The sequence below is a fragment of the Flagellimonas amphidinii genome (assembly GCF_013090115.1).
Lineage (GTDB): Bacteria > Bacteroidota > Bacteroidia > Flavobacteriales > Flavobacteriaceae > Flagellimonas > Flagellimonas amphidinii.
This window is the reverse complement of the sequence record NZ_JABFNN010000036.1, coordinates 16,715-29,235: the sequence shown is the minus strand read 5'-3', so window position 1 is coordinate 29,235 and position 12,521 is coordinate 16,715. Positions and strand designations below refer to the sequence as shown.

Below are 12,521 nucleotides of genomic sequence, written 5' to 3'. Positions count from 1 at the left end.
TCAAATGGCACTTATAGGAGAAAAAGAATATTTCAAAGGAATAAATGAAATAAAGTACGAAGGCAAGGAATCTGATAATCCCTTAGCGTTTAAATATTATAATCCAGAACAAGTAGTTGCTGGAAAAACCATGCGTGAGCATTTTAGGTTTGCCATGGCATACTGGCATACATTGTGTGGAACTGGTGGAGATCCTTTTGGGCCGGGCACCAAGAATTTTCCATGGGGCACTTCTTCAGACCCTGTTCAAGCAGCAAAGGAAAAGGCGGATGCTGCTTTTGAATTTATCACTAAAATGGGCTTTGATTACTATTGTTTTCATGATTATGATCTAGTGGATGAAGCTGGTACTTTGGTGGAATCTGAAAAAAGAGTACATCAAACCGTGGATTACTTGAAGGAAAAAATGAAGGATTCAGGTGTAAAATTACTTTGGGGGACCGCCAACTTATTTTCTCATCCAAGATATATGAACGGAGCAGCTTCCAACCCTAATTTTGAGGTTGTGGCCAGAGCAGGAGCACAGTTGAAAATTGCTTTGGACGCTACCATGGAGCTGAATGGAGAAAACTATGTTTTCTGGGGAGGTAGAGAAGGCTATATGTCCCTATTGAACACCAATATGAAATTGGAACAGGACAACATAGGGCGTTTCATGCGCATGGCTAGGGATTATGCAAGAAAGCAAGGATTTAAAGGTACTTTCTTCATTGAACCCAAACCTATGGAACCATCTAAACATCAATATGATTTTGATGCGGCCACTTCCATAAACTTTATCCGTGAACAAGGTTTGGAAAAAGACTTTAAATTAAATATTGAGGTCAATCACGCCACCTTGGCACAGCATACTTTCCAGCACGAGTTGCAGGTAGCTGCCAATGCAGGTATGTTAGGAAGTGTTGATGCAAACCGTGGGGACTACCAAAATGGTTGGGATACAGATCAGTTCCCTAATAATATCCTTGAAACTGCGGAAGCTATGCTTGTATTCCTGAAATCTGGAGGTCTTCAAGGTGGTGGAATTAATTTTGATGCCAAAACAAGGAGAAACTCAACGGATTTGGAAGATATTTTCTTGGCTCATATTGGCGGCGCTGATACTTTCGCAAGAGGTTTGTTGGTTGCAGATTCAGTAATCAATAATTCATCATACGAACAATTGCTTGGAAATCGATACGCTTCATTTGATTCTGGTAAAGGATTGGATTTTGTTCGGGAATCACTTACCATAACTGATTTGTATGATTATGCCAAAGTGGGAGGAGAGCCAGATCAGATAAGTGGCAAGCAAGAACTTTATGAAAATATCTTAAACCAGCATATCTAGATTTAAATATAGAAAATTGACAAGGTGTCCTTTGTCTTTTGTTGGTTCTTTCTTGTTATATTGCTGATTGGTTTGGAGCCACGTGCATTAAATAAATTTTGATGTGTGAAAGTGGTGATATGTTTGGAAAAGGCAGCATGAAAAAGATTACTTTAAAAGAAATAGCGCTTAAGTTTGGGGTTTCTGTCTCTACGGTTTCCAAGGCTATCAACAATAGCCATGAAATAAGTGATGACCTTAAGCAGCGGATTCAAAAGTTTGCCAAGGAACAACATTATAAGCCCAATAGAATAGCTGTAAGCCTGTTAAAGAGGAGCACAAAAACCATTGGTGTTGTAGTGCCAAATATTTTGAATTACTTTTTTACGCAGGTCTTTTACGGTATTGAAAAAACGGCAAACGCCAGAGGATACCACATTGTCAGTTGTTTTTCGGATGAGTCTTATCTCAAAGAGATAAAAACGGTAGAACTATTGGGTTCTGGTACTATCGATGGACTTATCATGTCCTTGTCCAAAGAGACTCAGGATAGAGGAAAAATAGATCACCTGCACAATTTTTTGGAAAATCAGATTCCGTTGGTTCTTTTTGACAGGGTTACTGAAAAAATTGAATGTGATAAGGTGGTGGTCGATGATCATCAGGCGGGTTATAAAACCACAAAATATTTACTGCAAACTGGATGTAAAAGTATAGCCATGGTATCGCCCATTCATGGTTCAAGTGTTGGGAAACTCAGGCTTGAGGGTTACAAAGAGGCTCTCAAAGAGGAGAATATTGGTTTTGATGACAAGTTGATCGTCAAAGTAAAAAAAGACGATGATCTGGAGCTTCTGATGTCCTTTTTACTGAGTTATGCAAAAATAGACGCCATCATTGCCTTGGACGAAATTACAGCAGTTGATGTCTTGAATATTGTAAAGGAAAAAGGAATAAAGGTTCCTGAGGAGCTATCCATTATAGGGTTCACCAATGGGCGCTTATCCAAATATGTTACTCCGGCATTGACCATGGTAAGTCAACATGGAAAATATATTGGCGAGCTTGCAGCAAATATTTTAATCGATCGTATTGAAACCCAAAGTTTATTGCCTTTTACCACCAAATTGGTCAAAACCAGCTTAATAGAACGTGATTCAACCTTAAGCATTAACTAAAACTGTAAAGAAAAGATGTGGGATATACTGGATTCGAACCAGTGACCTCTGCCCTGTCAAGGCAGCGCTCTAAACCAACTGAGCTAATATCCCGTAAAAGGGGCTGCAATATCGGAAATTTGTGAAGAATCTCCACAATTTCTGTGAGCCTTTTGGATTTAATAATAAAGGCCCTTACTAGTAAGGGCCTTTTTACATATAATATTGGTGAAATGTTTAGTTGATGCAGAGGGGAGGATTTGGGCCAAAAGGACCTAAAACTGTTCCATCTGGTTTTTCAACTGTATAAACGTGTTCTTCCTCATAACTTCCGGGCGTGTAGGAAAAAACTAGAGTTTGGGTGCCTGCGGGCACTGTTACCACATGATTGGCCGCTGAACCTTCATTTACAGTATAGTTGGTGCCTACTCCATCAATAGTAACTGTAACAAAAGCACCGTCCCAACCATCACCATAAAGATCTTGCATGTCAATGATCCAATCACCATCAATTTCGCCAGCCTCGGGAGGACAAGGAATGGCAAAGCCAAAATTGAATGCTTGTCTATAGCCTTGTTCGTCAAAAAGGTCATTGGTATTGTTTCCACCTGAGATTTCTTTGGTTTCGGTATTGAACGAAAGCCTTTCAGGACCATACACAGTTCCTTTGTCATTCACTGCGGTACCTAAAAAAGTAAAAGTGTCCCCAAAGCCTATATCAGAGATCTCTATTCCCAATGCACTCGCAACATCGGTTGCGGTGATGTTTATTGTTGTAGGAAAGCTATTGATTTCATTTCCAAAGGAAACGGTATCAGTCGCTGTCCCAGAAATTGTAGCAAAAACCTGAAGGCTATAGCTTGCCACATTTTCATCGGGGGCTTCAAATGTTGCAGGTATGCTGAAATTAGCTATCTCTTCCAAAGTATTTATACTCAATACGGTTGGAAATGCGGTAGCCAATCTAACAAAGCCTCCATTTTCAAAGTCATCAAAATTATTTTTATCGCCGTCCTCACACGAAAAGATTGTGATTGCCAATACAAAGCATACAAAAAACCTTGTTTGACGGCCTTTAGTTTTATTGAATATTTTTTTTGCCTTTAACATGATTTCTGTTTTTATTGTAAGTTATCTGTATTAGTATCCCAAAAGACCTTTGTGGTAACGGCTTTTTGATTTATGTTCGAATTTGTGTTCACCACAGTTGCTGGGTAAAGGAAAGTTCTAGGGAATTCTCCGGGGGTAGTAACATGGGGTGACATATCACTTGGCATACTTGTTCTTCTATAGTTGTTCCAGGCTTCAAAACCATTGCCCCATAATGCTATATAATACTCTTTCATTATAACATCTAACCTTTCATCATCCGAGCTGGCGGCATCGTACTGTCCAAGAACATAGGTTATATAGTCCTCAACTTGTTGGTCAGTAGCTGCAAATGCGGCATCTACCTGTCCTGGAATAAAGTTCAGTACTTTGTCCATAGATTCGCGAACTCCCTGTTCCAATAAGGTTCTTGGGTCTCCAGTTGTATTGCTCATCAAAGCGGATTCTGCCATTAAGAATTTTACATAAGATGAAAGCATTAATGGAAAGATACCAGCGCCTGAAGCTCCTTGATTGTTGACCACAGATGTGAAGTTATCCGCATCAAAAGCCCCTCCTATTGGATATAAACCATAGGTGGTTCTCTTTAATTGGTCTGGTGGTACCCCATCATCATCACCATGGTCACGGGTCCAGTAGAAATCTCCCAAATAGCAGAAGTTGAAACCAGGCTCACCTTCACATGGTAAATCATCTCCAGTTGGAGTCTCTGCTACTTGTCTGTAAAAATAGTATCTCAACCTTGGGTCTTCAAAGCCTTTGTCTGCCTTAAGTAAATTAACGTAGTAGCTCACCATGTAATCATCCGAGCCATCTGCATCATAGCACAATGCGTAGTAGGGATGTCTACTTTCTCCCGTTGCACTGGCTACTGTGGAATATTGGAATTGAAAATCTTGATCGGCAGATTCTATCAACCCAGAATTGATCAAGCTATTTATTTGCGAAGAAAAATCCCCGATCAATCGCATTTGTGCATACATTTTGAATTTTAAGGTATTTGCTGCCCTAATCCATTTAGATTTATCTCCACCATAAAAAAGGTCATTGGGCATAATGGAGTTTGGAACATTAATGGATGCTATTCCTTCATCAATTACGGTAAGCATTGCATTATAAATGTCCTGACCATCGTCCAACTTTGGATTGGGCACATTATTACCTTGAAGTGCTTCGGTAAATGGAACATCTCCAAAAGTATCAACTAGGATTACATAGGTATACGCTTGTAATATTTTGGCAACCCCAACATATCCATCAAGTTCTCTTTCTTCAGCCAATGGAATAAGGACATTGATATCTTGTAGAGTTTCGCGATACAAGTCGGTCCATAAATCATCAACGGAAGATGAAGCCAGTGAGAATGGTCCGGAGTATGCACCAAACAAATGTTGCATTCTTACAAATTCGGCTGCCCTTACATTGATGGCATCCTCATTGTCTTCATTATAGGCAATGCCTCTCATAAACTGTAACTGCACATTATTGAGCAATAGTTCTGGATCAGCACTACTAGGTTTAAGGTTGCTGGGGTCTTCAAGCTGGTCCAAATCACCGATTTCACAGCTATTGAATAATATCAACAGCATCACCAGGAATGATGTATAAATGGATGTATTATTATTTTTTTTCATCTTTTTTTCTTTAACTATTAGAATGTAGCTTTAATACTGAACCCATATTTTTTGGATGTAGGAGTGGTCTGAAAGTCAAGACCAAGCCCATTGCCAACACCAGTACTTATGACTTCTGGGTCAAAATTTGTGTACTTAGGAACATTGGGGGCCCAATACCAAAGGTTTTGGCCCAACACACTGAACGATAGGGATCCGATGAACGACTTTTCAAGAAATTTACGAGGGAGGGCGTATGTTAATGATACTTCTCTCAATCTCCATACAGAACCGTCAAATACCTGTTGTCCACTTGGGTCTAGATAGTTAAGGAAGTAAACCTCGTTTGCACCTTGTTGTATTGCGTTTGGAATTTTATTGCCATTACTATCCAATAATATTTCTCCAGTTGATGGGTCGGCATAAAAACCAGGGATTACGAATGTTCCTTCTCTATCCTCGGTATCTCTTGTAACACCCCTGCGCAAAAGATTTGCAATGGTGTTTGATGAAAAATCTCCTCCATGCGTGTATTCCAATTGTGCTGAAAGACTCAAACTTTTATATGAAAAACTGTTGATTGAAGTAACTTTCCAGTCTGGATTGGGATCTCCGATTATTTCATCATCAAGACCTACAGCTTGACTGTCAAAAATATTTCCTGTAGTTGGATTGATCAGTAGATTGCCTTCATCGTCACGTAAGGCATAATTTCCCTTTATTACTCCCAAAGGTTCGCCTTCAACAGCGTAATTACCCAAGTTTGAGAAACCAGCTATGAATACATCGTCGCCTCCGGGCAAGTCCACCACCTCATTTTCAGATGCAAAGAATACCCAGTTGGAATTCCAACTAAATCCATCAGGATTTCTAAAAGGCGTTATGCTCAAATCAATTTCAAGTCCTTTGGTGTTAATCTGACCAGCATTAATAGTAGTTCTGTCAAAACCTGTTGAAGGATCAAGAACCTTGCTCAATATTTGGTCTTTCGAGTCTCTTTTGAATACACTGGCTTCCAGACTAATTCTATTGCTCCACAGGTTAGCTTCTATACCAGCTTCAAATTCGCGGTGTAATTCAGGTTTTAAGTCTGGATTTGGAAATATGTCCAATCCAGTTTGCAAGGCACTACTCGAATTTACATTGATTACACGACCACCTGAATCGGTGAATAGAGCGGTGCCCAATGCCAAGATATTTCTTGTGTTATATGGCGTTGGAAAACCAGCTGAGGTGCCATATCCAAAACGGAACTTCAAGAAATTTAAAAAATCTGATTGAATTTCTGGGAAAGCAGATGTAGGTACAACTGCTATTGACGCACTTGGATAGAAAAGGGATCTGTTGGCCTGTTCTATTGTAGATGTCCAATCGTTCCTTCCTGCCATGGTTAAGTATAGGGAGTTCCCATAATCAAATTGTAATTGACCATATAGTCCTAAGGTATTTTCAGTCTGTAAAAAGTCCAAAGAGCTCCCCAATGGATCAGTGTTACTTTGTGTGGCAAAATTATTATGGTCAATAAAATCAAATACAACTTGTCCTGTACTGACCACACCAAACTTGTCGTATTTTTCAGAATTTGCATTAAAACCAACAGTTCCGTTCATTCCCAATTTTTCAGACAGTTGTAGATTTTTTATAGCTAAAATCAAACTGTGGTCCCAAATGGTATTCTTGCCAGATGTTGTTTTAAGGAAACCTTGCTGGGCCAATAGACTACTTACACCTCCTTTATTGATATAGAATTGTTGTCTTTCCGTGTATGTGTCAAGCCCTACACGATAAGTCAATGCGAAATTGTCATTGATATCATACGTGGTGCTTATGGAATTGAAAAAACGGTCCGACACAACAGATTCTTGTGCATTGTCTACTAACCATAGTGGATTTTCTTGATCCGTTCTGTAGTAAACACTTGCTCCAGTAACAGGATCTTGATATGGAAGATTGTTGAGATCAAAGTTTCTGGGAATGAACAAAGTCCTAGTGAAAATAGAGAAATTACCGGTCCCGTTATCTGCAGATACTGGAGGAGTAGTAAAGTCACTTGATGTAAAGTTGAACGAACCTGAAATTGTGACGTTGTTTGCCAATTTCATAGATCCACCAAGACCAAAGTTTACCCGTCTAACATTGTTTCCCGGAACAAAACCATCTTCATTGGTATGCCCAAAATTGATGTTAAAAGTTGCATTCTCTGTTGTTTTTGCGGCATTGATGGAAGTTGTGACACCAAGTCCTGTTCTAAAGAAATCCTTTACATTGTCTTTGGCAGGTTCATAAGCTATATTAACCCCTTGGTATTCTGGGAAAGATTCAGCCAATCGACCTAGATTATAAGGATGCCTTACCGTGTAATTATCATCGAATCGTCCTCCCCAATTCCCAACAAATCCTACATTCACAGAGTTGTCCCCTCCTTGTCCGTAGGTGTTTTGATACTCAGGTAGGTTTGCGATTTGGTTAACAAAAACAGATTGATTGAAATTGATTTCAAGTCCTTTTTCCATTTCGCTGGATTGACCAGTTTTGGTAGTGATCAAAACCACACCGTTCCTTCCAGCATCACCATATAGGACAGTAGCACTCAGACCTTTCAAAATACTGATATTGGCAATGTTGTTTGGGTCTAAATCCAAGAATCTACTGGATGCTGATACAGAGCCATTCCCAGTAGTAACATTACTTTCTGCATTGGTACTGGTATTAAAAGGGATGCCATTTACAACAAATAAAGGCTGGTTGTTTCCTGTAATGGATACATTTCCTCTAATGGTGATGTTTGTACCACTACCTGCAAGTCCACCGGTGCCTACAACGTTCACACCGGCTACTTTACCACTAAGGACCCTTGCAATATCTGCTTCTGGTCTGTTTTCCACAGCATCCTCGTCTAACGTGGTGATAGCATAACCCAAGGCTTTCTTCTCCCTTCGAATACCTTGTGCAGTTACTACTACTTCTTCCAGGGCTTCTGCATCTTCTTCCATTTGTACATCGATAACAGTTTGATCCCCTACGGTAATTCTGACCGTTCTTTGTCCCAAGTACGTAAAAAGCAATACCTGTCCGGTACTTGCTGTGATGGAATAATTCCCATCAAAATCGGTTTGGGATCCCGTACTGGTTCCCTCAACCACAATATTGACCCCTGGCAAAGGAATGCCGGTATCGTCAATTACCGTACCTGTAATTGTTTTTTCTTGAGATTTTGCAGATACTATGCATAAAAGCATGAACGCAAAAACCCAAATTGACTTTTTTACTTTCATAGAGTTAAAAGTTTTGTTAGTAATTAAATGAGTTAGCGCAACTGAGAAAGGTAGGCGGGAGAAGATGATTGATAGCTAATTCAAATAATACTCCCTGAATGAAAACAAAACTTAATGAAAAGTCTCTATTAAGAAATTAAGGTAGTAAGGCCTCTCACCGCCTTACCTTTACAATTGCAATAACAAAACAATTGCATAGGAGGTGGCCAAGAGTACTTTTAAAACGGGAAGGACAATGTTATGAACCAGCCCCAACGGGAAGTACTGTTTTTAACAATTCTTTAAAGGTTGTTTTTTCAAAAAATTAACGCTGAATTGAAATCAAATAGTTTGTGAAAGAAAACATAAAAGGGCTGATTCTCAAAATATTGCCCCTTTTTAGTAGTGATAAGGCTTATTGGGAATGGGTCTGTAAGTGAGGGTGTGGTTATGAAGCTTGTAATGCCAAACTGCGGTAATCATTTGGACTTAAACCTGTTTCTTTTTTGAAAGCGCCATAAAAACTGGTTTTACTGTTAAAACCAACTTCATACATAATAGCCTTGACACTAAGAAAGGGTTGTGATAGTAATAAATCCTGAGCTTCTTTTATTCTGTAGTGGTTCAATAAAGAATAAAAGTTCTTTTCCAAATACTCATTCATTACTTGTGAGACCTTATATCTATCCATGGCGATATGTTTTGAGAGGTCGTTCAGTCCCATGGAATTATCCTTGAAAAGTTTGTCAACTTCTAAGGCAGCTGTGATTTTTGTCACAATTTCAATCGCCTCTCGATGCGTTAATCCAGATTTGGCATACTTGGTCGCCAAAACCTGACTCTGATGTTCAGCTTGTGTTTTGGACTTATGGAACCAATGTTTAAAAATCCTTTTCATTACATCTAATTGTGCGAATCTTACTTCATAATTAGTGCAAAATGCGAGGAATTTGGTTTTTACCGATAATCGTTTACGTAAAAAATCATCGGGAAGCTTTACTTATTGGAGGTTATGATATTGTTTTTGAATGGATTGTGTTAATTTCAATCTAAATAAAATCCAAAACTCTTTCCAAGGCCATTCCACGAGACCCCTTAATTAAAAGGGTGCTTTTTCTCAACGGATTTTTGGAAAGATAGGTCTGAAGGGCATCAAATGATGGGAATTTTTGATGGAAAGTATCTACCTTATAAAAATTCTCACCTACAAAAAATGCTTTGTTAAACCCTAAATTTTTCACCAAATCCGCTATCCCTTGATGTTCTTGATGTGCAACATCTCCCAACTCGAACATATCACCAAGGATGGGTGTTTTTTCGTTGCCATCCATGTTGTCGAAATTTTCCAGCGCCACTTTCATGCTACTTGGATTGGCATTATAGGCATCTAGGATTATTTTGAAACCATGATGCTCAATTACTTGGGATCGATTGTTTTGTGGTTGATAGGTTTCAATGGCAGTTTTGATATCTTCCAAAGGAACATTAAAATATTTGCCCATCAGTATAGCGGCGCAACAGTTGGTGAAATTATAGGCTCCTATCAATTGTGTGTTGATTGATAAGCTCTCTACTTTGAGCTTCACAAAAGGATTTGCATCTATGAAGTTTATGGTAAAGTATTCGTGATTGCTTCTACTGAACCCTATTTTTTTAATGTAAGTACTCAGTTTGTCTAACTGAATAGGGTCGTCTGCATTCAAAAAGATATGTTTGTTATTTGAGATAAGGTATTGGTAGAGCTCACTTTTACCTTTTATAACTCCTTTTACGCCACCAAATCCTTCCAGATGTGCCTTTCCAAAATTGGTGATGTATCCAAAATCTGGTTGGGCAATGTTACTTAAAAAGGCAATCTCTCCCTGATGATTGGCTCCCATTTCCACAATTGCAATTTCAGTATCGGGCTTAATGGACAAAAGAGTCAAAGGAACACCAATATGGTTGTTCAGGTTCCCTTGCGTGGCAATAGTGACATATTTTTTTGATAGTACTGCATTAATGAGTTCCTTCGTGGTGGTTTTTCCATTGCTTCCTGTCAGTGCTATGACTTTGGCTTTGCAATAGTTTCTATGGAATATGGCTAACTTTTGAAGAGTTTCCAATACATTTTCGCACAAAACTTGTTTCTCAGAAGACTTGTGGTCACTTTCATCAATAATAGCATAGGCGGCTCCTTTTTTTAGAGCTTCTGAAGCAAATTCATTGCCATTGAAGTTGGGTCCTTTAAGAGCAAAAAAAAGGCAGTCTTTGGTAATTTTTCGGGTATCCGTACAAACGGAGGGATACTTTAAAAAAAGCGCGTGAAGTTCTTCCAATGTCATGGTTCGAAGATAAAAAAAAGCCCTGACGTTCTATGTCAGGGCTTTTACAAATACTCTACCTAATAATTATTTTGCTTTTTTATGTCGGACAGTTTTGTTTTTGGATTTTGACTTAGATCCAACTCTTGACATGGCACATCTAAATCCGATATCATCTGTTGCCATATATTGTGGCATGTATCGACGTTGTGCAGGGTCTAACCAAAATGCTCTGTCTCTCCAAGAACCTCCTTTGTATACGCGTACTTCATCGTTGATTAAAGAGGTACGGTAGTTAGAAGTGTCATATTGACGAAGAATCTTTCCAGTAGAATCACGCTCCACTTTGTGTTTTGGAGAATCATACATTTTTCTGTTATCAGATTCATCGCTGAACCTCTGGAAGAATCTTGAGGAACCGGCGTCTCCATCACGATAACCTCTGTTATCACTCTTGTCAAAATTAGTTCTTAAATAAGTTTCTTCATCGGTAACAGGAACCTCTTTGATTTCACCAGGTAGATTGATGGCTACGATTTTTCCGTTGGGCAAAGTGTCATATACAATTTTATCCTTAAGAATTTCAACCTTACCATCTTCGCCAATAGCTTTTTTCAAGAAGATATTACCTCGATAATAGTTAAAGTCACTAATTTCATCATCAACAATAGGACGGTATACATCGGCTACCCACTCACTTACGTTTCCTGCCATATCATACAGGCCAAAATCGTTGGGTTTATAGGATTTTACTTGAGCAGTAATGTCAGCACCGTCATCAGACCACCCTGCAATACCACCGTAATCACCTTTGCCTTGTTTGAAGTTGGCCAACTGATCGCCACGTCCAACACGTTGTCCATTTCTGGTATAATCACCTTCCCATGGATATTTCTTTCTACCTCTGTAGTTGTTATATTCTCTAGAACCGATAAGCGCTTGTGCAGCATACTCCCACTCAGTTTCTGTAGGAAGTCGGTACTCGGGCATGATTACACCACTACTTCTTTTGGCAAAAGTATTGATGGAATCACGTTTTTGTTTTCCTTGTAGTGAATCAATCTGGCCGCCATAAACGGATTCGGGATTGTTCAAATAAGCTTCAGTGCTAAAAGTACCACCTATTTCGCCATTTAAAACTTGATACTTTGCATCTTGAGCCAAATAACCTTCTCTTTCCAACATTGCCTCATTAACCCTGTCAGTTCTCCATTCAGCATATTGAGAAGCCTGCACCCAGTTAACACCTACCACCGGATATTCGGCATATGCAGGGTGTCTTAGGTAGTTGTTGGTCATGGTTTCATTGAAGCCTAACCTGTTTCTCCATACTAAAGTGTCTGGAAGAGCACCTTTATAAATATTGGTATAGCTAGGATTTTCTGGAGGATAGACAGCTTTAAGGTAATCCAAGTACTCCAAATACATTACATTGGTTACTTCGGTTTCATCCATGTAGAATGACTGAACGTGCTGCTGAGTTGGTGTATTGTTCCAATCATGCATGATGTCATCCTGGACTTTACCTTTGGTAAATGTTCCACCTTCAATAAATACAGTTCCGGGAGGAGTCTCCTGCTCCTTGAAATCTGAATTGTATTGAAATCCACCTTCTTTGGCATTTATTTTCCATCCCGTGGCTCTTGAGACATTCTTGGAAGAAGAAGAGGATGAGTTTTTACAACTGGTAAAACTTCCTATCACAATGGCGCAAGAAAGTACAACTTTGATAAAGTGTTTTTTCATAATTTGGGCTTGAGTACTTTAAAAATCAG

The 12,521-nt window shown here is 39.1% G+C and carries 8 protein-coding genes and 1 tRNA gene; 2 read left to right on the top strand and 7 right to left on the bottom strand.

Going from position 1 to position 12,521, the window contains the following annotated elements; genetic code table 11:
• The first annotated feature begins 4 nt into the window (after window positions 1–4).
• On the top strand, window positions 5–1,330 hold the full coding sequence (gene xylA, locus HJC33_RS10670; RefSeq protein WP_171658812.1) for a xylose isomerase: 1,326 nt from the start codon (window positions 5–7) through the stop codon (window positions 1,328–1,330).
• Between the two features lie 101 nt (window positions 1,331–1,431).
• On the top strand, window positions 1,432–2,487 hold the full coding sequence (locus HJC33_RS10665; protein ID WP_171658811.1) for a LacI family DNA-binding transcriptional regulator: 1,056 nt from the start codon (window positions 1,432–1,434) through the stop codon (window positions 2,485–2,487).
• Between the two features lie 18 nt (window positions 2,488–2,505).
• Here the strand turns inward: HJC33_RS10665 and HJC33_RS10660 are convergent.
• The 7 genes from HJC33_RS10660 to gldJ form a co-directional block, all read right to left on the bottom strand.
• Window positions 2,506–2,580 (bottom strand) — tRNA-Val (locus HJC33_RS10660).
• Window positions 2,581–2,703: 123 nt separating this feature from the next.
• Window positions 2,704–3,576 (bottom strand): hypothetical protein, encoded by an 873-nt coding sequence (locus HJC33_RS10655; protein WP_171658810.1) that lies wholly within the window; start codon window positions 3,574–3,576, stop codon window positions 2,704–2,706.
• Window positions 3,577–3,587: 11 nt separating this feature from the next.
• Window positions 3,588–5,210, bottom strand: a complete 1,623-nt coding sequence (locus tag HJC33_RS10650; RefSeq protein ID WP_171658809.1) for a SusD/RagB family nutrient-binding outer membrane lipoprotein — start codon at window positions 5,208–5,210, stop codon at window positions 3,588–3,590.
• 17 nt (window positions 5,211–5,227) lie between these two features.
• Window positions 5,228–8,464 (bottom strand): SusC/RagA family TonB-linked outer membrane protein, encoded by a 3,237-nt coding sequence (locus tag HJC33_RS10645; protein ID WP_171658808.1) that lies wholly within the window; start codon window positions 8,462–8,464, stop codon window positions 5,228–5,230.
• Between the two features lie 427 nt (window positions 8,465–8,891).
• Entirely contained in the window at window positions 8,892–9,341 is a 450-nt protein-coding gene (locus HJC33_RS10640) for a helix-turn-helix domain-containing protein (protein WP_171658807.1), read from the bottom strand.
• A 151-nt stretch (window positions 9,342–9,492) separates the two neighbouring features.
• Window positions 9,493–10,767, bottom strand: coding sequence for a UDP-N-acetylmuramoyl-tripeptide--D-alanyl-D-alanine ligase (locus tag HJC33_RS10635; RefSeq protein WP_171658806.1), 1,275 nt, complete (start codon window positions 10,765–10,767; stop codon window positions 9,493–9,495).
• Between the two features lie 66 nt (window positions 10,768–10,833).
• The gene (gene gldJ, locus HJC33_RS10630; RefSeq protein WP_171658805.1) at window positions 10,834–12,492 is read right to left on the bottom strand and encodes a gliding motility lipoprotein GldJ; all 1,659 of its coding nucleotides are present in this window, start codon (window positions 12,490–12,492) and stop codon (window positions 10,834–10,836) included.
• Between the last annotated feature and the right edge of the window lie 29 nt (window positions 12,493–12,521).

Bases quoted from the DNA above. Each gene is read 5' to 3' on its own strand.
- HJC33_RS10650 (WP_171658809.1), bottom strand. From the start codon at position 5,210: ATGAAAAAAAATAATAATACATCCATTTATACATCATTCCTGGTGATG.
- HJC33_RS10640 (WP_171658807.1), bottom strand. From the start codon at position 9,341: ATGAAAAGGATTTTTAAACATTGGTTCCATAAGTCCAAAACACAAGCT.
- HJC33_RS10645 (WP_171658808.1), bottom strand. From the start codon at position 8,464: ATGAAAGTAAAAAAGTCAATTTGGGTTTTTGCGTTCATGCTTTTATGC.
- HJC33_RS10655 (WP_171658810.1), bottom strand. From the start codon at position 3,576: ATGTTAAAGGCAAAAAAAATATTCAATAAAACTAAAGGCCGTCAAACA.
- xylA (WP_171658812.1), top strand. From the start codon at position 5: ATGGCACTTATAGGAGAAAAAGAATATTTCAAAGGAATAAATGAAATA.
- gldJ (WP_171658805.1), bottom strand. From the start codon at position 12,492: ATGAAAAAACACTTTATCAAAGTTGTACTTTCTTGCGCCATTGTGATA.
- HJC33_RS10665 (WP_171658811.1), top strand. From the start codon at position 1,432: ATGTGTGAAAGTGGTGATATGTTTGGAAAAGGCAGCATGAAAAAGATT.
- HJC33_RS10635 (WP_171658806.1), bottom strand. From the start codon at position 10,767: ATGACATTGGAAGAACTTCACGCGCTTTTTTTAAAGTATCCCTCCGTT.